We start from the raw sequence: 22,933 nt of genomic DNA, 5'->3' as shown, positions 1-22,933 counted from the left end.
ATTTGCTGAAGATCGTTTCAGGTCAAAGTGCGGAGTATTTCCCGCGCCGCAGCGCGTTGCGGATCCGGTAAAGTGTGGCCAGCGGCTCCGGGAACTGCTTGCGCAGGAAGGCAACCTTGCGGACGTAAGTGTCGACCCGCCAGGTCGACCATGTGCCCTGGCGGAAATAGGCGATGTCGCCCGTTCTCAGTATGCGCTGGGTTCCATCCTCGGCCGTGACATGCACTTCGCCTTCCTGGATGACCACCGTCTCGTCCCAGCCGAAGTACCAGCGGAACTCACCAGCGGTGCAATCCCAGACGGCGGTCAGGCTCGCCTCGTCGGCTCCTTGAGAATGCTCGCCGATGCGGGCGAGCGGCGTTCCCCTGATGATCCAGTCCGGATTGATCGGCGCGGCTTTCAGCGCCAGATGATCCGCATTGGCGGCAATGACCGGTGGCTGACCATCCGCACGACGGTTCGGCGCCATCAGCGCCATGCTGGCCATTCCGGCCAAAAGAAGTTTCAACGGCATGAGTACCCCCTCACAATCCAGAGGGCACCCTATCCACAAGCTCCTAAAGTGACGTGTTCCCGATCGTTAAAATGCGAGCGATCGGTCAGGCCGGCACAGCGCTCCGATCCGCAACAGTGGCATCCGATGTGGCTTGCCTCACGGAAGGCTCGAGACGCCGACCCGTGTCGAGCGTGAAGAAGTGCAGGCGGCTCGGGGCGATGTGTAGCGGCAGACGGTCGCCAAGCGGCACATTGGAGCCGAGAACGGCCGTCAGCGGCTGATCGCCGATTAGGCCATGCACCAGACGCTGGGCGCCCAATTCCTCGACGTAGTCGATCGCGAGATCGAACATCGCCTCCCCTTCGCCGGCCAGCACCAAGTCTTCTGCCCGGATGCCGACGCGCACCTCGCCCTGCTGCCAGGTCTCGGCCAGGGGAATGCGGGCGTCGCCGATGGAAAGCACATGGCCCTCGATGCGGCCGTTGACGAGGTTCATGGCCGGCGAGCCGATGAAGCTCGCGGCGAAGGTGGAGGCCGGTCGGTTATAGACCTCGAGCGGCGTGCCGATCTGCTCGATCCGGCCACCGTTCAGCACCACCAGACGATCGGCCAGTGTCATGGCTTCCAGCTGGTCGTGGGTCACGTAGATCGCCGTGGTCTTCAGGCGCTTCTGCAGCTTGCGGATTTCGCCGCGCATGGTGACGCGCAGCTTGGCGTCGAGGTTCGACAGCGGCTCGTCGAAGAGGAAGACGGCGGGCTTGCGGACGATGGCGCGCCCCATGGCGACGCGCTGGCGCTGACCGCCGGACAACGCGCGCGGCTTGCGGTCGAGATATTTTTCGATCTCCAGCATCCTGGCAGCTTCCGCCACGCGAGCGGCGATCTCGGCCTTCGGGGTGCCGCGGTTCTTCAGGCCGTAAGCGAGATTGTCGAAAACGGTCATGTGCGGATAAAGCGCATAGTTCTGGAAGACCATGGCGATGTCGCGGTCTGCCGGCTCGACCTCGTTGACCACGCGGTCGCCGATCGAAATCGTGCCCTGCGAGATGGCCTCAAGACCGGCCACCATGCGCAGCAGCGTGGACTTGCCGCAGCCGGAGGGGCCGACGAGCACGATGAATTCGCCATCCTCGATCTGGATGTCGACGCTGTCGACGGCCTTTGCGCCGCCCTTGTCGTAGATCTTGGAGACCTCGTTGATGTCGATGGACGCCATGGAGCGTACTCCTCTTACTTGTCGGATTCGGTCAGGCCCTTGATGAACCAGCTCTGGAACACCACCACCACGATGACGGGCGGCAGCAGTGCGAGCACGGCCATGGCAAAGGCTTCGTTGTAATCGGGGATCTGCGAGCCGACCCAGACCTGCAGGATCTGCTTGATGCCGCGCATCAGGGTGTAGAAGCCCTCATCTGTCGTCATCAGCATGGGCCAGAGATACTGGTTCCAGCCATAGACAAACATGATGATGAAGACGGCGGCGATCATGGTGCGCGACAGCGGTACCAGCACGTCGATGAAGAACTTGAAGGGGCCGGCGCCGTCGATGCGGGCAGCCTCCAGCAGCTCGTCGGGCACGGACTTGAAGAACTGCCGGAAGAAGAAGGTGCCGGTGGCGGATGCCAGAAGCGGCAGGATCAGACCCTGATAGCTGTTGAGCAGCGAGAGATCGCTCATCACCTTGTAGGTCGGCATGATGCGCACTTCGAGCGGCAAAAGCAGCGTGGTGAAGATCAGCCAGAAGGCCAGGGTGGCGAAGCGGAAGCGGAAATAGACGATGGCGTAGGCTGCCAGCATGGAGAGCACGATCTTGCCGATGGCGAAACCGAGCCCCAGGATCAGCGAGTTCATCGCCATGGTCAGGCCTGTCACCTGACCGGTGAAACCGCCAGACTTGAAGAGGACCTTGTCATAGGTCGAGGTGAAGTCGTCGCCGATCGACAGCATCAGGCCGTTGGTATGGATCTCGGCCGCCGAATGGGTGGACGTCGTGAAGGCGACCACCAGCGGCCCGAGCATGAAGATGACGCCTGCGAGCAGGATCAGGTGGTCGAAGAATTTGGTGCGATACATGGCGCTCTCCTCAACCGTAATGGACGCGGCGTTCGATGAAGCGGAACTGGATCATGGTCAGCACCAGAACGACCAGCATCAGGATGACCGACTGGGCGGAGGACGAGCCGAGGTCATTGCCGCGGAAGCCGTCGAGATAGACCTTGTAGACCAGCGTGATCGGATTGTTGGCCGGCTTGTCTTTCACGATGACGTCGATGACGCCGAAGGTGTCGAAGAGCGAATAGGTCATGTTGATGACCAGAAGGAAGAAGGCCGTCGGGGTGAGCAGCGGCAGGATCACGGTCCAGAAACGGCGCGTGCCGGACTTGCAGTCGATGGCGGCGGCTTCACGGATCGAGGCCGGGATGCCCTGGAGGCCCGAGAGGAAGAAGATGAAATTGTAGGGGATCTGGTTCCAGACGGCGACCATCACCATGGCGAAGGCCGTGTCGAAGTAGTTCAGCCCCACCTTCATCTCCCAGCCGAAAAGAGCTGCGAATTTGACGAAGGGGCCGATATGCTGGTCGAAGAGCATCATGCCGATCAGGCCGGCAACCGGCGGCGCGATGGCATAGACGACGATCAGAAGCGTCTTATAGGCGGACTTGCCACGGATCACCGCATCCGCCTTCAGGGCGAGCAGCAGGCCGAGGGAGAGCGCCAGGAAGGTGACGATCAGGCTGTAGCCGATCGTGAAGCGGGCGATTTTCTGATACTCGGGCGAGGTAAGCGCATCGGTATAGTTGGAAGCGCCGACGAAGGTCGAGCCGAAGCCGAAGGGATCCTCGATATAGAAGGACGAGGTGATCGCCTGCATCGAGGGCCAGTAGAAGAAAATGGAGATGATCGCGAACTGCGGTAGCAGGAATAGATATGGCAGATATCGCGAGTTGAACTGGACGCGCTTCATGGGGCCCTCTCAATGCAAGTCCCGGGGGCTTGTCGCCCCCGGGTTTCTCAGTCGCTCAGGGTATGGTGATCAGCCGGCCGTCTTGGCGAAGCGGGCGAGAAGCTCGTCGGCTTCCTTCTTGATCGTTTCCATGGCGTCCTTGGCAGTGGTTTCACCGGCGAAGAGACGGTTGTATTCGCGCTCCATGATCACGCGGATCTGCGGGTAGAAGCCAAGGCGATAGCCCTTGTTCCACTCGGCAGACGGCAGCTGGAGCTGCTGGATGCCAACTTCGGCAGCCGGCTTTTCGTTGTAGTAGCCTTCAGACTTCGACAGCTCGTAAGCAGCGTTGGTGATGGCGACATAGCCGGTGGCCTGGTGGTAGAACTTCTGGACTTCGGTCGAGGTCAGGAAGTTGAAGAAGGAGGCCGAGCACTTGTTTTCTTCAGCCGACTTGCCAGCCATTGCGAAGAGAGCAGCGCCACCGATGAAGGAGTGGACGCCAGCGCCTTCGATCGAGTTCCAGTAAGGCAGGAAGGTCGCCGAGAAGGGCATGGTGGCGGTCTTCTGCAGGCCGCCGAAGGAGCCCGAGGAGCCGATCCAGAGAGCAGCCTTGCCTTCTTCGAAGACCTTCTGGTTGTCGTTCCAGGCGGCACCGTAGTAGCCGAACAGGCCCTGGTCATACCAGGCCTTCAGCTTGTCATACATCATGACATGGTTTTCGTCGGTGACGTTGATCGTCGTGTCGACGATGCTGTCGTAACCGTTGTTGTTCGAGGCGAACTGGATGTTGTTGCGCGAGAAGAAGTTCTCGGTGAACTGCCAGGTCAGCTGCGACTGAACGAGCGGGATGTAACCGGCTTCCTTCAGCTTCGGCGCGATGGCTTCGAACTCTTCCCAGGTCTTGGGGGCTTCGACGCCGGCCTTCTTCAGGGCTTCGTCGTTGATGTACATGATCGGCGCCGAGGAATTGAACGGCATACCGACGAACTTGCCATCGGAGTCAGCGTAGAAATAACGCACGCCTTCGATGAAGGCTTCGCGGTTGAATTCGAAGCCGTTGTCCTTCAGGAGGTCTTCGGCCGGAATGGTCGCGCCCTTGGCGTTGATGATGGTCGCGGCGCCTGCGTCAAAGACCTGCAGGATGTTCGGCTGCTCGCCCGAACGGAAGGCGGCGATGCCAGCCGACAGGGCTTCTTCGTACGAGCCCTTCGAAACGGGCGTCAGAACGCATTCGGTCTGGGCAGCGTTGAACTTCTGAGCGATCTCGTTGATCACTTCGCCATTGCGGCCACCCATGCCGTGCCACCAGGTGATGTTGGTCGCGGCAAGCGTCGTCGATGCGGTCATGGTCAGGGCCAGAGCGGCCAGGGAAATCTTCTTGATCATGGAATAGATCCTCTCCACCGGTTGTTGCGGTGAGGGCTCCATTAGGCGCGCTCCATGACAGCGACTTTAAAGTTTTATGTCAGAGCTGTCACAAAACGAAGCTTTCGAGATTCCCTGATCGAAAGTGAAACGAAGCTAAAATGCGCCCTCGAAATGGGTGGGCCAACGCCAGGGCCGCACCACGATGATATCATGGCGAAGTGACAGTCGTGTTGCATCGGATTGCCTGCGCAGCCAATGATCTGCGGCGTTTTCGATGCGCCGTTCGGCGGTGTAGCTCACCGCATCGACGCCGGCGCGGAGGTCCCTTCTGGCTTTCACTTCGACGAAAATGACGAGATCGCCGCGCCGCGCGATGATGTCCACTTCGCCGGCCTTCGTCTTGTAGCGTAATGCAACGATGCGGTAGCCCTTGAGGAGCAGCGCGAGCGCCGCGCGGTATTCCGACCAGCGGCCCAGCCTCTCGGCGCGGATGCGTTTTCGATCCGCGCTCCTGGGCTTCATGCGGTCCCCTTGAGTTCCAGAAGACGCTGATAGAGATCCTTGCGCGGAAGGCCTGTCAGCTTGGCGGCTTCCGTCGCGGCCTTGGCCGTCGGCAGGGTGGTGGCAAGCTCGGTCAGCAAACGGTCGACATCGGCCGCGTCAGGCGCAGCATCGGGGGCCGGCGGACCGATGACGAGCACGATCTCGCCCTTGACCGTCTTGTCCGCATAGTCTTGAGCGAGATCGCCCAACGGCCCGCGGCGAAACTCCTCGAAGGCTTTTGTCAGCTCGCGGCAGACAGAGGCCAAGCGCTCGACGCCGAGTTCGTCGGCGGCGGCGGCCAGCGTATCGCCGATGCGATGCGGGGACTCGAAGAAGATCAGTGTCGCCGGCACCTTGGCGAGCTCGCGCAGTCGGTCGCGCTTTGCCTTGTCCTTGGTCGGCAGGAAGCCGGCAAAGAGGAAGGCGTCATTCGGCAGGCCGGAGCCGACCAGAGCCGCGAGCGGGGCAGAGGCGCCGGGGATCGGCACGACGCGGTGGCCCGCCTCGATCGCCAGCTGGCCGAGACGGTAACCCGGATCGGAAACGAGCGGCGTACCGGCATCGGAGACCAGAGCGACAGACTTGCCGGCTTCGAGGGCTGCCAGCAGGCGAGCGCCTGCCTCGTCGGCATTGTGCTCGTGATAGGCGTAAGGCCGGTTCTCGATGCCGTAGCGGTCGAGAAGCACGCGCGTCACCCGCGTATCCTCGCAGGCGAGCACATCGGCACCGGCCAAAGTTTCGAGTGCACGGATGGTGATGTCGCCGAGATTGCCGATCGGCGTTGCGACCAGATAAAGCGCGGGCTCCAGCGGTCGTGAGGCGACTGCTGTGTCGTTCAGGCGATAGCGCTTCGAGGCCGGGGTAGCCAACGCATTTTTGTCTTCTGTTGTCATGCGGCCTTTATCCTCCACCCCCACTCTCACGGCAAGGGCGGCCGGCCCATAAACCATTCCGATAACCTTGCGGTGGGACGGGCGTGGAAAACCTTGGAGCCTCTTGCTTTTCCCGCACTTTTGCTGCCATTTTGCCCGTCCACATCGTCCGGCCCGGGGACTGCCCGGCCCCCTTATTCCGATCCGGAACTCCGGAAGACGACACGTCGAAAGCGGTAGCATCCCATGCGTATAACTCTTGAACGGTCCAATCTCCTCAAGTCTCTGAACCACGTGCACCGCGTGGTGGAGCGTCGCAACACGATCCCGATCCTGTCCAACGTGCTTTTGAAGGCCGAAGGCGCGGCACTCGACATGAAGGCGACGGACCTCGATCTCGAGATCACCGAAAGCACCGCGGCCATGGTCGAGCAGGCAGGCGCCACCACCGTGCCGGCGCATCTGCTCTATGAAATCGTGCGCAAGCTGCCCGACGGCTCGGAAGTGCTGCTGGCGACCAATCCGGATGGTGGCTCGATGACGGTCGCGTCCGGCCGCTCGAAATTCTCGCTGCAGTGCCTGCCTCAGTCGGACTTCCCGGACCTGACCGCCGGCACCTTCACCCATTCCTTCAAGATCAAGGCATCCGACTTCAAGATGCTGATCGATCGCACGCAGTTTGCGATCTCCACGGAGGAAACCCGCTATTACCTCAACGGCATCTTCCTGCACACGATCGAAGCCGGTGGTGCGCTGAAGCTGCGCGCCGTCGCGACCGACGGTCACCGCCTTGCGCGCGCCGATGTCGATGCCCCCTCGGGCTCGGAAGGCATGCCGGGCATCATCATCCCGCGCAAGACCGTTGGCGAGCTGCAGAAGCTGATCGACAATCCGGATCTCACCATCGGCATCGAGATCTCGGATTCCAAGATCCGTCTCTCCATCGGCTCCGTGGTCCTGACCTCCAAGCTGATCGACGGCACCTTCCCGGATTACCAGCGCGTCATTCCGCAGGCGAACGACAAGGAAATGCGCGTCGATTGCCAGACCTTTGCCCGCGCCGTCGACCGTGTGTCGACGATCTCGTCCGAGCGTGGCCGCGCCGTGAAGCTCGCTCTGGCCGACGGCCAGCTGATGCTCACCGTCAACAACCCGGATTCGGGCAGTGCGACAGAAGAGGTCGCCGTCGGCTATGAAAGCGACGCGATGGAGATCGGCTTCAACGCGAAGTATCTGCTCGACATCACCGCCCAGCTCTCCGGCGACGATGCCATCTTTATGCTCGCGGATGCCGGTTCGCCGACGCTCATTCGCGACACGGCCGGTGCTGACGCGCTCTACGTCCTGATGCCGATGCGCGTCTAAGCTGCCCGTCTGCTGCAGGCTTATGGCCCACATGCGGCATTCTCTCTTGCAATTGCGACAAAACGACCCAAAATTGTCGCAATAGGCTCGCAACAATCGAGCAACAACGAGAGAGGGACGATCATGGCCATCCGACTGAAGGAACGGTTCGAGAAGAAATTCGACGAGGAGATCCGTTTCTTCAAGGGCATGATGCAGGGTCCTAAGACGGTCGGCGCGATCGTGCCGACGTCTTCCGTCACCGCCAAGCGCATGGCGAGTGTCATCGAACCGAAGTCGGGTCTGCCCGTGCTCGAACTTGGTCCCGGCACCGGCGTCATCACCAAGCAGATCCTGGCGCGCGGCGTTCCCGCCGAAAAGATTGTGTCCGTCGAATATTCCGAGGATTTCTACCGCCGCCTGGTCGAGGATTATGCCGGTGTCAATTTCATCCACGGCGACGCCTTTGATCTGAAGACATCGCTCGGCGCCTTTGCCGATCAGACCTTTGATTGCGTGATCTCGGCCGTACCAATGCTGAGCTTCCCGATGGAAGCCCGCATCCAACTGCTCGAGGACCTTCTGTCCCGTATCCCGGAAGGCCGTCCTGTGGTGCAGATCACCTATGGTCCGGTGTCTCCGATCATCGCAAAGCCCGACCGTTACCACATCCAGCATTTCGACTTCGTCGTGCGCAACATTCCGCCGGCGCAGCTCTGGATCTACCGCAGGGCCTGAGCGGCCTCTGATGTTCGGCCTCTACATCACCCATCCGCAGGTCCAGATCGACCCGGTCGTGCCCGTCCCCGACTGGGGTCTCTCCGCGCTTGGCCGCGCCCGTGCGGAAGCATGCGTCACCCGGCCCTGGGTTCGGGAACTCTCGCGCATCGTCAGCAGCGGAGAGCGCAAGGCGATCGAGACCGCCGAAATCCTCGCCTCGGCCACGGGTGTCGGTGTCGAAGTCCATCCCGAGCTGCACGAGAACGATCGATCGGCCACCGGCTTCCTCGCCCCATCGGATTTCGAGGCGGCGGCCGACTGGTTCTTCGCCCATCCCGAGGAAAGCTATCAGGGTTGGGAGCGCGCCGTGGACGCGCAGGCGCGCATCGTCCGTGCCGTCGAGGAGATCCTCGCCGCGCACGATGCCCGTCAGCCGATCGCCTTTGTCGGCCATGGCGGCGTCGGCACGCTTCTCAAATGTCATCTTGCGGGCCAGCCGATCGCGCGAAACCAGGATCAAGCTGGGGGTGGCGGCAATCTTTTCTGCTTCTCCCTTGCAGACCGGCGCATCTCATGCGACTGGACGGCCATGGAGATCTGGCAGGAGTCTTTGTCTTGAGCGCACGTCACCGTCTCATCGTCGGACTGGATGTTCCGACTGTCCAGGAAGCGGAGCGGGTCGTCTCCACGCTCGGCGACAGCATCTCCTTCTACAAGATCGGCTATCAGCTCGCCTTTGCCGGCGGCCTGGAATTCGCCCGCGATCTCGCCCGCGAGGGCAAGCAGGTCTTTCTCGACATGAAGCTGCTCGACATCGACAACACGGTGGCGTCGGCGGTCGAGAATATCGCGCGCATGGGCATGACCATGCTGACCCTGCACGCCTATCCGAAGGCCATGGCGGCTGCCGTCAAGGCTGCCGAAGGATCCGGCCTTTGCCTCCTCGGCGTCACCGTGCTCACCTCGATGGACGAGCAGGACCTGACCGATGCCGGTTATGAATACGACCCGCATACGCTGGTCCTGAAGCGCGCGGAACAGGCCCGAGCCGCCGGCATGGGCGGCATCGTCTGCTCGGCCGAAGAAGCCTCCGCCGTGCGCGGGATCGTCGGCCCGAAGATGGCGATCGTCACCCCCGGCATCCGGCCGGCCGGCGCCGACAAGGGGGACCAGAAGCGCGTCATGACGCCATCGGACGCGATTGCCGCGGGCTCGAGTCACCTCGTCGTGGCGCGCCCGATCGTCAAGGCGGAGGATCCGAAGGCAGCCGCACTCGCCATTCTCGCCGAGATGGACGACGCGCTCGCAAAACAGGCGTAACACAAGACAACCGGGAGGAAGACATGGCCAAAGGCTACTGGATCGCACGCGTCGATATCCGTGACCCTGAGCGTTACAAGGACTATGTCGCGGCGGCAAAGCCTGCGTTTGAGAAGTACGGCGCGGTGTTCCTCGCGCGCGGAGGCGAGTATACGAAGCTCGAAGGTCAGGTTCGTGCCCGCAATGTAGTGATCGAGTTCCCCTCGCATCAGGCCGCCGTCGACTGCTACAATTCCCCGGAATATCAGATCGCCGCCAAGATCCGCCAGGAAGTCGCGGATGCCGAGATGGTTGTCGTCGAAGGCGTTTGAGCCGTTCCTCCCCTGAGGCCGAATGTCCCGCGGATGAGGCCTTGACGGGCCTTTCCCCCGCCAGACGATTCGGCTAAGAGAGGCCAGATCGCGCATATCGTGTGCGCCCATATAGTTCAGGGGAGCCGTCCATGACCTTGTCCAACCTTCCGCCGCTCGTCACCGTCTTCGGGGGCTCGGGCTTCGTGGGACGGCATGTGGTGCGCGCGCTCGCCAAGCGCGGCTATCGTATTCGTGTCGCCGTGCGCCGCCCTGATCTCGCAGGCTTCCTGCAGCCGCTCGGCAATGTCGGCCAGATCTCCTTCGTTCAGGCAAACCTGCGCTACCGCTCGTCGGTCGATGCCGCCGTCCAGGGTGCCGATCATGTGGTCAACTGCGTCGGCATTCTGTTCGAGAGCGGCCGCAACGGCTTTGATGCCGTGCAGGATTTCGGCGCCCGCGCCGTTGCCGAAGCTGCCCGCTCCGTTGGTGCGACGCTGACCCATATCTCGGCGATCGGCGCCGATGCGAAGTCGGATTCGGTCTATGCCGCGACCAAGGGTCGTGCGGAAGCTGCCGTGCAGTCGATCCTGCCGGACGCGACAATCCTGCGCCCGTCGATCGTCTTCGGTCCTGAAGACGGCTTCTTCAACAAGTTCGCCTCCATGGCGCGCATCGCCCCTGCCCTGCCGCTGGTCGGCGGTGGCAAGACCAAGTTCCAGCCCGTCTATGTCGGCGATGTCGCCGAAGTGGTGGCACGCGCCGTCGACGGCACAATTGCCCGCGGCAAGATCTATGAACTCGGTGGCCAGGATGTCGCGAGCTTCAAGCAGTGTCTCGAGATGATGCTCGACGTCGTCGGCCGCAAGCGTGCGCTCGTCAACCTGCCCTTCGGCATCGCCTCGCTGATCGGCAGCATCGCGTCCGCCGTGCCGCTGATCACGCCGCCGCTCACCAGCGACCAGGTCAAGCTTCTGAAAAAGGACAATGTCGTGTCGCCTGCCGCCAAGGCGGAAGGGCGCACGCTCGAAGGCCTCGGCATCCAGCCCGTCACCATGGCCGCCATCCTGCCGACCTATCTCGTGCAGTATCGCGTGCATGGCCAGTATACGGGCTCCGGCAAGGCAGCCTGAGGCTGCCTTCACCCGCCTTTCGATCGTCCCGCCGTTGCACAAAAGACGCAGCTTAACCAAGACCTGCGTTAACCACGGATAAAGCAAGTTCGCCTATTGATGGCGGTCGTGGCAATGCGTAAAGACTGGCCCCAACGGCCGGCCGGCAGCGGTTGCCGGCCCTTCATTTCAGACAGTCTCAAGAGGCATTTCCATGGGCAAGTCCATCGCACTGTTCTTCGCATGTGCGGCACTGGTTATCATCGCTGGCTCCTTCGTCGCGCCGACCACCGTGGCGGCCCGCAAGGACAATTGCTCGCCTGCCTATGGCATCGACCCCTGCTCGACGGCTTCCATCCCGTCGACCAACTGATTTCCCAAAATCAAAAAGGCTGCCCCTCGGGACAGCCTTTTTTCTTGTCTCGGACCTGCCGGCCTCAGCCGAACATCAGCAGTCCGAGAATGCCGGCCGTGCCGACGGCGATCCGCCACCAGGCGAAGGGCGCATAGCCCCGTTTCGAGACAAAATTCAAAAGCCCCCGCACCACGAACAGCGCCGAGACGAAGGCTGCCACGAAGCCGATCGCGATGATCATGGTGTCGTCGGCGGTCAACGCGTTGCGGTTCTTGTAGAGATCGAGCGTGAAGGCGCCGAGCATGGTCGGCATGGCGAGGAAGAAGGAGAACTCCGCCGCCGAGCGCTTGTCTGCGCCGAGCAGCAAGGCACCGACGATCGTCGCGCCCGAGCGCGAAGTGCCGGGGATCATCGCCACGCATTGGCAGAAGCCGATCTTGAGCGCGAGCGACAGCGGATATTCGGTGACGTCGTGATATCTGGGCTTCAGCGGCATCCGGTCGATCCAGAGCAGGACGAGGCCACCCAGGATCAGCACCACGCAGATCAGCATCGGCGTCTCGAAGAGCACGGTCTTGATGAAATCATGGGCGAGGAAGCCGATGACTGCGGCCGGCAGGAAGCCGAGGAGAACCGCGCCAACGAAACGCCGGCTCTCGGCGCTGGTCGGCAGCGACAGGGCGATGTTCAGGAGCTTGGCGAAGTAGACGCTGAGGATCGCAAGGATGGCGCCCAGCTGGATCAGCACGGCAAAGGTGTTGCCCGGCGATTCAAAGCCAAGGAAATGGCCGGCGAGCAGCACGTGTGCGGTTGATGATACCGGCACGAACTCGGTCAGGCCTTCAATCAGGCCGAGCACGAGCGCGCTGATAATGGATTGATCTTCCATGAGGTCTCCTTCAAGAGGAAGGCAAAGTGATTTGCTTGTATTGCCGGGGCCGAAACCCTATAGCTTGGAAGCCGCGCTGATGACCAGCCGCTTCGACAGCCCGCGCTGCGGCCAATGAAAATCCCGAGACTCCGAGTTCCGATGCCGACCCTGTATCATCACACGATGTCCACCGCGTCCCGTTTCATTCGCCTGGTGCTGTCCGAATACGGCTTCCAGACGGATCTGGTGGAGGAGCAGACCTGGGAGAAGCGCAAGGAATTCCTCGCCTTCAATCCCGCCGGCACGCTGCCCGTCTATGTCGATGACAACATGCGGGCGCTGTGCGGCCCCTTCGTCATTTCGGAATTCATCGACGAGACCCACGGCGTGTTGAAGCGAGACCGGCGCCTGTTTGCCGAAGATCCGTTCCAGCGCGCCGAAATCCGTCGACTGACGGAATGGTTCCTGCAGAAGATGGAGCAGGATGTGACCAAGCCGCTGGTGCGGGAACGCGTGCATAAGTTGATCATTCCAAATGGTCTTGGCGGCGGCGCACCGGACTCCAAGGTGCTGCGCACGGCACGCTCCAATATCCGCCACCACATGAAATACCTGACCTGGCTATCTGGCTCGCGCCAGTGGATCGCCGGCGAGCGGCTGAGCTATGCCGACCTTTCGGCGGCAGCGGCCGTCTCCGTGCTGGATTATCTCGGCGAGATCGACTGGAACGAGTTCCCGGTCGCCAAGGAATGGTACCAGCGCATCAAGTCGCGACCCTCCTTCCGGCCGCTGCTCACCGAGCGCGTGCGCGGGATCACGCCGGTGTCGCATTACGCCGACCTCGACTTCTGACAGCAAGCGCCATGGACGAGCCGCAGATCGATCCCAAGATCCGGAAGCGGCGGGCAGACCTCACCCGCTTCCTGCGCCAGGAGGCGGAAGCCCAGGGCTTCGATCTCTGTCGGATCACTTTGCCGGATGCCATTCCCGAAGCGCCTGCGCGTCTTGAAAGCTTTCTCGAGGCCGGCCGCCACGGCACCATGGCCTGGATGGAGGAGACCAAGGAGCGGCGCGGCAATCCTCGTGTGCTCTGGTCGGACGTGCGATCCGTCGTGATGTTCGGGATGAATTACGGTCCTGACGAGGATCCGCGCCTGCTGCAGGCTCAACCCGAGAAGGCGGCCATCTCCGTCTATGCCCGCAATCGCGATTATCACGACGTCATCAAGGGGCGCCTGAAGGAAGTGGCAACGCGCTTTGCCGCGCGTGCGGGCGAGGACGTGAAGGTTTTCGTCGATACGGCCCCCGTCATGGAAAAGCCGCTCGCCGCCGCCGCCGGGCTCGGCTGGCAGGGCAAACACACCAATCTCGTCAGCCGCGACTACGGATCCTGGCTCTTCCTCGGCAGCCTGTTCACCACGGCCGACTTGGAGATCGATGAACCCGAACGGGACCATTGCGGCTCCTGCCGCGCCTGTCTTGATGCCTGCCCGACCAACGCTTTTCCGGCACCCTACCAGATCGATGCGCGGCGTTGCATTTCCTACCTCACGATCGAGCACAAGGGGCCAATCGACCGGGCACTGCGCCCCGCCTTCGGCAACCGCATCTATGGCTGCGACGACTGTCTGGCAGCCTGTCCCTGGAACAAGTTCGCGGCGTCGGCGCGCGAGATGAAGCTCGTGGCCCGCGAGGACCTGAAGGCGCCCGACATCGCCTACTTCCTGACGCTGGACGACCCGACCTTCCGGACCTATTTCAGCGGCTCGCCGGTCAAGCGGATCGGACGGGACCGGTTCGTGCGCAATGTCTTGATCGCCGCCGGCAATTCCGGTTCGGTGGAGCTGGTACCGCCCTGCCAGGCCTTGCTCAGCGATGCCTCGGCCGATGTGCGCGGCATGGCGGCCTGGGCGCTGTCGCGGCTTTTGCCCGGCGACGACTTCATGAGGCTCCGGGCGGAGCACATGCCAGGAGAAACGGACGAGACGGTCCGACAGGAATGGATGACGGGGAGCTGACGCATGCGGGTCATGATTTTCGGAGCGGGATATTCAGGCAAGGCGATCGGCCGGCTGCTCAGCGGTCAGGGTGCATCGGTTGCCGGCACCACGCGCAGTGCCGAGAAGGGCAAGGCGCTGGAAGCTGCCGGCATCCGCCCCTTCGTATTCGATGGCGCGAGCCTTACCGAAGAGCTGCTCGGCGAACTCTCCGAAACCACCCATCTCGTCCAGTCGATTGCGCCCGGCAGTGAGGGCGACCCACTGATCCGGCTCTGCGGTCAGGCGGGGATCAAGGCCATCATGCCGAAGCTCGCATGGATCGCCTATCTCTCGACCGTCGGGGTCTATGGCGACCACAACGGTGCCTGGGTCAACGAGGAAACGGAGTTGAAGCCCGTCTCCGTCCGTTCGGTGGAGCGCGTCGAGGCCGAGCAGGCCTGGCAGGTGGTTGCGGCGCGGGACGATCTGCCGCTTGCGATCCTGCGCCTCTCCGGCATTTACGGGCCGGGCCGCAACACCTTCATGAACCTTGCAAATGGCACGGCACGGAGGCTGGTGAAGAAGGACCAGGTGTTCAACCGCATCCGGGTCGAGGACATCGCCGCAGCCACCGCCTTCCTCGCTGGCCCCAAGACTGCCGGGATCTTCAACGTGACCGACGACATGCCCTCGCCGCCGCAGGACGTGGTCACGGAGGCAGCCCGGTTGATGGACATGGAGGCGCCGCCCGAGCAGCCCTTCGAGACCGCCGATCTGACGCCGATGGCACGCTCCTTTTATGGCGAAAACAAGCGCGTCTCCAACGCCAAGATCAAGCGCCTCGGATTCAGCTTCCAGTACCCGAATTACATGATGTCTCTGGAGGATCTACTTGGTTCCGGCAGCTGGAACCAGAAGGCCTGAACAGGCGTTTCACGAGGTCAAACTTTGCGTCCAGGGTGCAGGAAGTCCGGCATTCCAAGCGTCTCAGCCTCGAAGGCACCATAATTCGGGCAGGAAATATGGCGGGAAAGCAAAATTTTTCTTCGCAGATTCCGTGATCGGGCTCAGTACGCGGCGCGCGGGTTTTTCATTCCGTAAAGACTCCTGGAATCAAACGATTTTTCTCCATTCTTCATGATTCGTTAAGGTAAAGAATCCTCTTTGCATCATCACGAATGTTACAACTTGTAACTTTTCGTGATGGCATTGTGGCACGTTTTTGCCATTTTTGACCCTGCCTAGGCGTCGGCACGCAAAAAACCGCTCGTGTCAACGACTAGGGACGTATAACTTGACGATCAACCGACGCTCTATTTTCGCCGCTGCAACTATTGCTGCTCTCTGTGCTTTCGCGCCCCAGAGTGCAAATGCCAAGTCTTCCTGCGGTGGTGCCTCCTGGTACGCCCTGACGTCGAAGACCGCTTCCGGCGAACGTATGAACCCGGCCAAGCTGACCGCCGCCCACAAGAGCCTGCCTTTCGGCACCAAGGTCAAGGTCACCAATTCGCGAAGCGGCAAGAGCGTTGTCGTGCGCATCAACGATCGCGGCCCCTTCATTCGCGGCCGTGTGCTCGATCTGTCCAAGGCTGCAGCCCAGAACATCGGCATGGTCCGCGCCGGCCATGCCAAGGTCTGCTACGAGATCATCGGCTAAGACCGGTCCTCAAGGAGGCGGCGATCCATTCGTCCGGCTTTAGACGCTTGCTCTTGCCAGTGATCGCCGCTACCACGCTCTCTTCTTTCAGAGGAGAATGACCATGCGCTTGGGCGGCCGTCTTGCCGGTGCGATCGAAGTCTTGGATGATATCGAGACCCGTCGCCGTCCCGTTGCCGATGCCCTCAAGGATTGGGGCCTTTCGCATCGTTTTGCCGGTTCCGGCGACCGTGCGGCCATCGGTAATATCGTCTATGATGCCCTGCGCATGAAGCTATCCCATGCCTGGCTGATGGATGACGACAGCGCTCATAGCCTCGGCTGGGCCGTGTTGCTGCGACAGTGGGGCATGAGCCTCGAGTCGCTGCAGGCCGATCTCGAAGGCGACAATTTCGCCCCCGCCCCCCTCTCCGAAAGCCAGATCCAGGCCTTTACCAGCCGCAACCTCGCGGACGCACCCTTGCATGTGCAGGGTGACATCCCCGACTGGGTGCAGCCTTCCTTCGAACAGGCCTTCGGTGACGACTGGCTCGCCGAGGCCCAGGCGCTCGCCACCCGTCCGACGCTCGACCTGCGCGTCAACACGCTGAAGGCCAACCGGGAAAAGGTACTGAAGGCGCTCGACCGCTCCGGCGCCCAGGCTTCGCCGATTGCTCGCTTCGGCATGCGCGTGCCGGCCGGCGAGGGCCCGTCGCGTCTGCCCAACGTCACAGCCGAACTCAGCTTCCAGAAGGGCTGGTTCGAGGTGCAGGACGAAGGTTCGCAGATCGTTGCCGATCTCGTGACGCCGCGCGAGGGCGATCAGGTGCTCGACTTCTGCGCCGGCGGTGGCGGCAAGACGCTCGCCATGGCGGCTGCCATGAACAACAAGGGCCAGGTGCATGCCTATGACGCCGATCGCAAGCGGCTTGCGCCGATCATCGAACGCTTGAAGCGCGCGGGCACCCACAATGTGCAGGTGCATGACAGCGCGAAGGGCCTCTCCAACCTGCGCGACCGATGCGACGAGGTTCTCGTCGACGCCCCATGCACCGGAACCGGCACCTGGCGCCGGCGTCCGGATACGAAGTGGCGCCTGACCGATCGCAACCTCCAGGAGCGCATCACCCAACAGCAGGAAGCGCTGACCGAAGCCTCGGCCTTCGTCAGGCCGGGCGGCGCGCTTCTCTACGTCACCTGTTCCGTGTTGCCGGAGGAAAACGACCGTCAGGTCCAGGCCTTCTGCGAGGCCAATCCGAGCTTCGAGATCGTCTCCGTGATGGACGACTGGACGCATCTCTTCGGTGGCTCGGCCCCGAAGCCCCGTTCGGCCGATGGCAAGACCGTCACGCTCAGCCCCGCCAGCATGGATACCGACGGCTTCTTCTTCTGCCGCATGCGTCGCCGTCCGAGCTGATTTGACGATCGTCAAATCCAACCGTTGTTTCTTATAGTCGACTGTTTGACACCAGTTTCTTTTTGCGCGAAGAGGAGGCCGTCCGTTAAATCGAGGCGCCTATCGGCGTCGGAGGGAGACACCATGATCAGGAAATCCGTCATCGGCGCGTCCATCGCGCTGCTCGTCACATCGGCTGCCATCTTTGCTGGCCCGGCCGTCGCCGCACCAGCGCCCAAGGACGTGCTGACGCATTACGCAGAACTTGCCCATGCGAAGTTCGAGGACTCGCTGGCGACTGCCAAGGCTCTCGATGCCGCCATCGACGCCCTCATTGCCAAGCCGAGCGACGAGACGCTGAAGGCGGCCCGTGAAGCCTGGATCGCCGCCCGCGTCCCTTACCAGCAGACGGAAGTCTACCGCTTCGGCAACCCGATCGTCGACGATTGGGAAGGCAAGGTGAATGCCTGGCCGCTGGATGAAGGCCTGATCGACTATGTCGATGCCGGCTACGGCACCGAAAGCGACGGCAATTCGCTCTATGTGGCGAACGTGATTGCCAACCCGAAGATCAAGATCAACGGCGAAGAGGTCGACGCCTCCAAGATCACGCCGGAGTTCCTGGCCGAAAAGCTGCATGAAGCTGGCGAAGTCGAGGCCAATGTCGCGACAGGCTATCATGCCATCGAATTCCTGCTCTGGGGCCAGGATCTGAACGGCACCGGCCCGGGCGCCGGCAACCGTCCCTATACCGACTACGACACCGCCAATTGCACCAATGGCAATTGCGATCGCCGTGCGGCCTATCTGAAGGCCGCCTCCACCCTCCTGGTCCAGGATCTCGAAGAGATGGTTGCCGCCTGGGCACCCGAGGGCGAAGCCACGAAGAACGTGCTTGCCGATGAAAACAAGGGCATCTCCATCATCCTCACCGGCATGGGCTCGCTCTCCTATGGCGAGCTGGCCGGCGAGCGCATGAAGCTCGGCGTGCTGCTGCATGATCCGGAAGAGGAGCATGATTGCTTCTCCGACAACACCCATGCTTCGCACCTGAACGACGCCGTCGGCATTGCATCCGCCTATACCGGCGAATACACCCGCGTCGACGGCACGAAGATGACCGGCCCGTCGCTCTCCGAACTCGTCGCCGCCAAGGATCAGGCGCTCGACCAGGAAATGAAGGCCAAGCTCGACAAGACGCTTGCTGCGATGAATGCCATGGCAGAGCGCGCCAAGACGACCGAGGCCTATGACCAGATGATCGGCGAAGGCAATGCCGATGGCAATGCCACCGTTCAGGCGGCCATCGACGGGTTGATCGACCAGACCCAGACCATCCAGCGCGTCATTGCGTCGCTGGATCTCGGCACGATCGAGCTTGAAGGCTCCGACAGCCTTGATAATCCTGGCGCCGTCTTCCAGTAAGCAGCAAAAGGCGGGTCGTCCGAAAGCCGGGCGACCCGATCTCTTCCATGACATCTCGCAGGGTTCTCTCCGCCGGCCTCGGCGCCTTGATGACGACCGGCATTCTTGTCTCGGCTGGCACGGCCGGCGAGCCCGTCGAGCGAGCGGACCTGACACCGAAGGACAGGGCGCGCGTTGTCGCCGTCACCCGACCGACGGATGATTTTTCCAAGGCCGAGGCCTTCGAGCTGATGCAGGGCGGCGCCGGAACCTCACCGCGGGGCGTGAGCGCCGACTCCTTCTCTGACTTCTCCGCCAATATCACCTTCGCCGAAGAGCAGGATTTCAAGCTCGGCAACGCGCTGTTCCGCAAGCTCTGGGTCTCCTCCCCGTCGTCCACCCAGGCGTCCGACGGTCTCGGCCCCCTCTTCAATGCGCGCGCCTGCCAGAGCTGTCACCTGAAGGATGGTCGCGGCCATCCGTCGGAAGGCGACCGCGATCACACGTCCATGTTTTTCCGACTGGCGCGTCCCGCCGCGACGGAAGACGAGCAGGCGAAGCTTGACCGGCTCGAGATCGCCTCCCTGCCCGATCCCGTCTATGGCGGCCAATTGCAGGATCAGGCGGTGCCGGGCATCTCCGCCGAAGGCCGCATGGTGATCACCTATACCGAGGAGCCGGTGACACTCTCCGGCGGAGAGACGGTGATGCTGCGGAGGCCCAGCTATACCGTCAGCGACCTGAATTACGGCCCGCTCGACCCGACGACCGTTCTCTCGCCCCGCATCGCCAATCCGATGATCGGGCTCGGTCTGATCGAGGCCATTCCCGAAGAAGACATCCGGGCGCTGGCCGATCCCGACGACCTCGATGGTGACGATATTTCCGGCCGCGCCGCCCGGGCCCGCGATCACAGGACAGGCGAGATCAAGCTCGGCCGCTTCGGCTGGAAGGCGCAGAATGCCTCGGTGCGTGACCAGAGCTCCAGCGCCTTTGCCGGCGATATCGGCATTTCGACGCCAGATGATCGCAGGCATTTCGGCGACTGCACCGAGAAGCAGACCGCCTGTCTCGAAGCCGCCACCGGCGTCCAGCCGCGGCTCGGCGATACCGAAGGTCCCGACCCTGTCCTCGAACTCGTCACCTTCTATGCCAAGAACCTCGCCGTGCCGAAGCGCCGGAACGTGGACGATGCAGAGGTTCTGCGCGGCAAGGAGATCTTCTATCAGAGCGGCTGTACGGCTTGTCACCGGCCGAAATTCGTCACCAGCCGCAGAGCTGACAACAAGGCACAGGCCTTTCAGCTGATCTGGCCCTATTCCGATTTCCTGCTGCATGACATGGGCGAAGGTTTGGCCGATGGCCAGGCCGTCGGAGATGCCACCGGGCGGGAGTGGCGCACGCCGCCGCTCTGGGGTATCGGTCTCACCCAGGTCGTCAGCGGCCACAGCTTCTTCCTGCATGACGGCCGGGCGCGAAACCTGACCGAAGCGATCCTCTGGCATGGCGGGGAGGCAGAAGCCGCCCGCAATGCCTTCGCCGCCGCCAACCTCGAGGACCGCAAGGCCCTGATCACATTCCTGGAGTCTCTCTGATGCGGTTACTGACGCGCCTTGCCCTCCTCTCCACGATGTTGCTGCCCCTGCCGGCGCTGGCGCAGGAATCGAGCCCGACCGTCGGCGTGCTCGACACGGCCAAGGTGCCCTCCGTGATGGCCCGCGCCGTGGATGACTTCATCCGGCCCGGCTATCGCCGGTTCGAAGAAGAGGCCGATACCATGGAGGAATCCATGGTCGAACTCTGCGGCTCGCCCTCGTCCGAAAGCCTCATGAATGCACAATCGACATTCGGCGACGTTGTCGAAGCCTGGTCGCGCATCGAGATCGTCCGGGTCGGGCCTGTTCTCGAAGGCAATCGCTTCGAGCGCATCCTGTTCTTTCCCGATCGCAAAGGCACTGGGCTGAAGCAGGTTCAGGCGGCGCTCGCCAAGCCCGATCCGAGTGTGACTGCGGTCGAGACGCTGAAGGAAAAGAGCGTGGCCATGCAGGGGCTGGGTGCGCTGGAATTCGTTCTCTTCGGCACAGGCTCTGAGAGCCTGCAATCGGCAGAAGGTGCCTATCGCTGCCAGTATGGCACGGCGATCGCGGCCAATCTCAAGCGGCTGGGAGCCGAACTGACCGAAGCCTGGGATGCGCCCGATGGCGTGGCGGCCGCTTGGAAAACGCCCGGCCCCGACAACCCGATCTTCCGCGACGAGGCCGAGGCCGCCAAGGAGCTGCTTGGCGTGCTCGTGCATGCGGCCGAAACGATCCGCGATCAGCGGATCGAGCAGTTCTACAAGGGTGACGCGAAAAAAGCCCTGCCACGCCAGGCGATCTACTGGCGCTCGGGCAATACCTTCCGCTCGATCACCGCGAATATCGAAGGCCTGCGGGATCTGCTTGCTACCTCCGGTATGGTGGAGCTTCTGGCCGAAGACAATCGCTCGGTCGTCTCCTCGACCGATTTCGTGGCCCGTTCGCTGTCGCGCGTCTCCGGCGACATCAAGCCCGATGTGGCCGCCGTTGTCGAAGACCCGGCTCAGATCGCAAAGCTCGACTTCCTGCTTTTGAACAGCCGCGACCTGATCCTGAGGCTCAACAACGATCTCGGCGGCGGTATCGGCCTTGCGGCCGGCTTCTCCTTCTCCGACGGCGACTGAAGTGATGGTCACCCCGCTCATCGATCGACGCGCCTTCCTGCGCTCTGCCGGTCTTGCCTTCCTGGCCGGGCTTACGCCGCGCGCCGCCTTTGCGCTCGAGCGGAGCGACGCGGTCTATGCCAGCGGGTTGAAGAGACCGGACGGGACCTTCGCCATAGGCCTCGTGAGTGAAAGCGGCGCCCTGATCGACGAAATCGCGCTGCCGGGCCGCATTCACGGCCTCTGCCACAGCGCCGAAAACGGCCTCTCCGTTGCCTTCGCCCGAAGGCCCGGCACGTTTGCGGTCGTCTTCGACGCCAAGAAGCATGTGGAGCCGCGGATCATCGCGGCTTCCGACGGCCGCCATTTCTTTGGCCATGGCGCCTTCGCGCCCGACGGCAAGCTCTTCTATGCCAGCGAGAACGACTTCGACGCCAATGCCGGCGTGATCGGGGTCTATGACTGCCTCGCCGGCTTCGAGCGCGTGGGCGAGGTTCCGGCTCATGGCATCGGCACGCATGACATCACCGTCACCGCGGACGGGCTTCTGGTCATTGCCAATGGCGGGATCGAGACGCATCCGGATTTCGGCCGCACCAAGCTCAACCTCGATCATATGGAGCCGTCACTCGTTCTGGCCGATGCCAAGACCGGCGCGCTGATCGAGAAGCACACGCTGCCTCCGGAACTCAGCCAACTCTCCACTCGGCATCTCGATGTCGCCGCCGATGGGCGGATCTGGTTTGCCTGCCAGTATGAGGGGCCGCGCACGGATCGGCCGCCGCTGGTCGGGCATTTTGCCAAGGGCGTTCCCGTCTCCTATGTCCAGCTTCCCGACGAGACGACCGACCGGCTCGGCAATTATGTCGGCGCCATCGCCGTCAACCGGGCTCAGGGTCTCGTCGGCATCGCCTCGCCTAAAAACGGGCTCTGGGCCGTGCTCGACGGTAAGGACGGACGCTTGATTTCGGAGACCGTGCTGGCCGATGCTTCGGGCATCGCCCCCTCGCCGAAAAGCTTCGTGGTCTCCTCCTATCGCGGCGATTTCCTCGCCCGCCAAAGCCCTGTCGCCTGGGATCAGCACATCATCCGGATCTAGAACGCTGGTCGAACACAAGGAAGCGCCCTAGATGCCTGCCATGTCCAAGATCGTAAGCTACATCCTCTTCATCGGTTTCGTCGTCGGCGCGGGTCTCATTGCCGGTGTCACCAACATGCCGGGCGAGTGGTACCAGACCCTCGAAAAGCCGTTCTTCAACCCGCCCTCCTGGATCTTTGGTCCGGTCTGGACCACGCTCTATGTGATGATCGGTGTGGCCGGTGCCCGGATCTGGCAGCGTGCGCCGAAGTCGGCGGCCATGCAGCTCTGGTTCGCCCAGATGGCCTTCAATCTCATGTGGTCGCCCGCCTTCTTCGGCCTGCAGAACCCCGAACTCGCACTTGCCGTCATTGCCGGCATGCTGGTGACGATCGTGGCTTTCATGGTGAAGGCCAAGCCGATCGACGGGATATCGACCCTGCTCTTCGTGCCCTATCTCGCCTGGGTCGCCTTTGCGAGCGTGCTCAACCTGTCGATTGCCTGGCTGAACTGAATTTCCGT

At 62.5% G+C, this 22,933-nt stretch carries 25 protein-coding genes; 17 read left to right on the top strand and 8 right to left on the bottom strand.

Annotated elements, in window-relative coordinates; all coding sequences use genetic code 11:
* Nucleotides 1–22: 22 nt before the first annotated feature.
* From M1E12_RS21110 to rsmI, 7 genes are all read right to left on the bottom strand, one after another.
* Nucleotides 23–469 carry a cupin domain-containing protein gene (locus tag M1E12_RS21110; RefSeq protein ID WP_479564937.1) on the bottom strand — a complete coding sequence of 149 codons (447 nt, stop codon included), beginning with the start codon at nt 467–469 and terminating at the stop codon, nt 23–25.
* 130 nt (nt 470–599) lie between these two features.
* Nucleotides 600–1,712 carry a sn-glycerol-3-phosphate import ATP-binding protein UgpC gene (locus tag M1E12_RS21105; protein ID WP_479563181.1) on the bottom strand — a complete coding sequence of 371 codons (1,113 nt, stop codon included), beginning with the start codon at nt 1,710–1,712 and terminating at the stop codon, nt 600–602.
* 14 nt (nt 1,713–1,726) lie between these two features.
* Nucleotides 1,727–2,569 (bottom strand): sn-glycerol-3-phosphate ABC transporter permease UgpE, encoded by an 843-nt coding sequence (gene ugpE, locus M1E12_RS21100; RefSeq protein ID WP_479563180.1) that lies wholly within the window; start codon nt 2,567–2,569, stop codon nt 1,727–1,729.
* Nucleotides 2,570–2,579: 10 nt separating this feature from the next.
* Nucleotides 2,580–3,461 (bottom strand): ABC transporter permease subunit, encoded by an 882-nt coding sequence (locus M1E12_RS21095; protein ID WP_113460192.1) that lies wholly within the window; start codon nt 3,459–3,461, stop codon nt 2,580–2,582.
* A gap of 69 nt (nt 3,462–3,530) precedes the next feature.
* Entirely contained in the window at nt 3,531–4,829 is a 1,299-nt protein-coding gene (locus M1E12_RS21090; protein WP_310240004.1) for an extracellular solute-binding protein, read from the bottom strand.
* Nucleotides 4,830–4,964: 135 nt separating this feature from the next.
* Nucleotides 4,965–5,333 (bottom strand): YraN family protein, encoded by a 369-nt coding sequence (locus tag M1E12_RS21085; RefSeq protein ID WP_310240002.1) that lies wholly within the window; start codon nt 5,331–5,333, stop codon nt 4,965–4,967.
* On the bottom strand, nt 5,330–6,304 hold the full coding sequence (gene rsmI, locus M1E12_RS21080; protein WP_479563179.1) for a 16S rRNA (cytidine(1402)-2'-O)-methyltransferase: 975 nt from the start codon (nt 6,302–6,304) through the stop codon (nt 5,330–5,332). The genes M1E12_RS21085 and rsmI overlap by 4 nt, the downstream gene beginning before the upstream one ends.
* 168 nt (nt 6,305–6,472) lie before the next feature.
* Between rsmI and dnaN the strand changes: the two genes are divergently transcribed.
* From dnaN to M1E12_RS21045, 7 genes are all read left to right on the top strand, one after another.
* Nucleotides 6,473–7,591: a DNA polymerase III subunit beta gene (gene dnaN / locus M1E12_RS21075; RefSeq protein ID WP_113460196.1), complete on the top strand. Its 1,119-nt coding sequence runs from the start codon at nt 6,473–6,475 to the stop codon at nt 7,589–7,591.
* A 123-nt stretch (nt 7,592–7,714) separates the two neighbouring features.
* Nucleotides 7,715–8,308 carry a phospholipid N-methyltransferase PmtA gene (pmtA, locus tag M1E12_RS21070; RefSeq protein WP_113460197.1) on the top strand — a complete coding sequence of 198 codons (594 nt, stop codon included), beginning with the start codon at nt 7,715–7,717 and terminating at the stop codon, nt 8,306–8,308.
* Nucleotides 8,309–8,318: 10 nt separating this feature from the next.
* The gene (locus M1E12_RS21065) at nt 8,319–8,909 is read left to right on the top strand and encodes a histidine phosphatase family protein (RefSeq protein ID WP_479563178.1); all 591 of its coding nucleotides are present in this window, start codon (nt 8,319–8,321) and stop codon (nt 8,907–8,909) included.
* Complete coding sequence (pyrF, locus tag M1E12_RS21060) at nt 8,906–9,610, top strand: orotidine-5'-phosphate decarboxylase (RefSeq protein ID WP_310239996.1); 705 nt, start codon at nt 8,906–8,908, stop codon at nt 9,608–9,610. The genes M1E12_RS21065 and pyrF overlap by 4 nt, the downstream gene beginning before the upstream one ends.
* A gap of 23 nt (nt 9,611–9,633) precedes the next feature.
* Entirely contained in the window at nt 9,634–9,921 is a 288-nt protein-coding gene (locus tag M1E12_RS21055; RefSeq protein WP_113460200.1) for a DUF1330 domain-containing protein, read from the top strand.
* Nucleotides 9,922–10,052: 131 nt separating this feature from the next.
* Entirely contained in the window at nt 10,053–11,033 is a 981-nt protein-coding gene (locus M1E12_RS21050) for a complex I NDUFA9 subunit family protein (protein WP_136540165.1), read from the top strand.
* Between the two features lie 193 nt (nt 11,034–11,226).
* Nucleotides 11,227–11,385 (top strand): hypothetical protein, encoded by a 159-nt coding sequence (locus tag M1E12_RS21045; protein ID WP_167494938.1) that lies wholly within the window; start codon nt 11,227–11,229, stop codon nt 11,383–11,385.
* A 64-nt stretch (nt 11,386–11,449) separates the two neighbouring features.
* Here the strand turns inward: M1E12_RS21045 and M1E12_RS21040 are convergent, their stop codons facing one another.
* Nucleotides 11,450–12,256 (bottom strand): undecaprenyl-diphosphate phosphatase, encoded by an 807-nt coding sequence (locus tag M1E12_RS21040; RefSeq protein ID WP_113460202.1) that lies wholly within the window; start codon nt 12,254–12,256, stop codon nt 11,450–11,452.
* Between the two features lie 141 nt (nt 12,257–12,397).
* Here M1E12_RS21040 and M1E12_RS21035 point away from each other — a divergent pair, with 141 nt between their 5' ends.
* From M1E12_RS21035 to M1E12_RS20990, 10 genes are all read left to right on the top strand, one after another.
* On the top strand, nt 12,398–13,090 hold the full coding sequence (locus M1E12_RS21035; protein ID WP_479563177.1) for a glutathione S-transferase family protein: 693 nt from the start codon (nt 12,398–12,400) through the stop codon (nt 13,088–13,090).
* 11 nt (nt 13,091–13,101) lie between these two features.
* The gene (gene queG, locus M1E12_RS21030; protein WP_479563176.1) at nt 13,102–14,256 is read left to right on the top strand and encodes a tRNA epoxyqueuosine(34) reductase QueG; all 1,155 of its coding nucleotides are present in this window, start codon (nt 13,102–13,104) and stop codon (nt 14,254–14,256) included.
* Nucleotides 14,257–14,259: 3 nt separating this feature from the next.
* The gene (locus M1E12_RS21025; protein ID WP_479563175.1) at nt 14,260–15,141 is read left to right on the top strand and encodes an SDR family oxidoreductase; all 882 of its coding nucleotides are present in this window, start codon (nt 14,260–14,262) and stop codon (nt 15,139–15,141) included.
* A gap of 370 nt (nt 15,142–15,511) precedes the next feature.
* Complete coding sequence (locus M1E12_RS21020; RefSeq protein WP_479563174.1) at nt 15,512–15,874, top strand: septal ring lytic transglycosylase RlpA family protein; 363 nt, start codon at nt 15,512–15,514, stop codon at nt 15,872–15,874.
* 103 nt (nt 15,875–15,977) lie between these two features.
* Nucleotides 15,978–17,270, top strand: a complete 1,293-nt coding sequence (locus M1E12_RS21015; RefSeq protein ID WP_479564936.1) for an RsmB/NOP family class I SAM-dependent RNA methyltransferase — start codon at nt 15,978–15,980, stop codon at nt 17,268–17,270.
* Between the two features lie 123 nt (nt 17,271–17,393).
* Complete coding sequence (locus M1E12_RS21010; RefSeq protein ID WP_479563173.1) at nt 17,394–18,674, top strand: imelysin family protein; 1,281 nt, start codon at nt 17,394–17,396, stop codon at nt 18,672–18,674.
* Between the two features lie 47 nt (nt 18,675–18,721).
* Nucleotides 18,722–20,248 (top strand): di-heme oxidoreductase family protein, encoded by a 1,527-nt coding sequence (locus tag M1E12_RS21005; protein ID WP_479563172.1) that lies wholly within the window; start codon nt 18,722–18,724, stop codon nt 20,246–20,248.
* Nucleotides 20,248–21,354 (top strand): imelysin family protein, encoded by a 1,107-nt coding sequence (locus M1E12_RS21000; protein ID WP_479563171.1) that lies wholly within the window; start codon nt 20,248–20,250, stop codon nt 21,352–21,354. Before M1E12_RS21005 ends, M1E12_RS21000 begins: the two co-directional genes overlap by 1 nt.
* 1 nt (nt 21,355) lies before the next feature.
* Nucleotides 21,356–22,432, top strand: a complete 1,077-nt coding sequence (locus M1E12_RS20995; RefSeq protein WP_479563170.1) for a DUF1513 domain-containing protein — start codon at nt 21,356–21,358, stop codon at nt 22,430–22,432.
* A gap of 40 nt (nt 22,433–22,472) precedes the next feature.
* Entirely contained in the window at nt 22,473–22,925 is a 453-nt protein-coding gene (locus tag M1E12_RS20990) for a TspO/MBR family protein (protein WP_377344265.1), read from the top strand.
* The last annotated feature ends 8 nt before the right edge of the window (nt 22,926–22,933 follow it).

The sequence above is a fragment of the Rhizobium sp. K33 genome (genome assembly GCF_056501445.1).
Note: the sequence above shows the minus strand (reverse complement) of the source record. Positions and strands in the feature narration are given on the sequence as shown.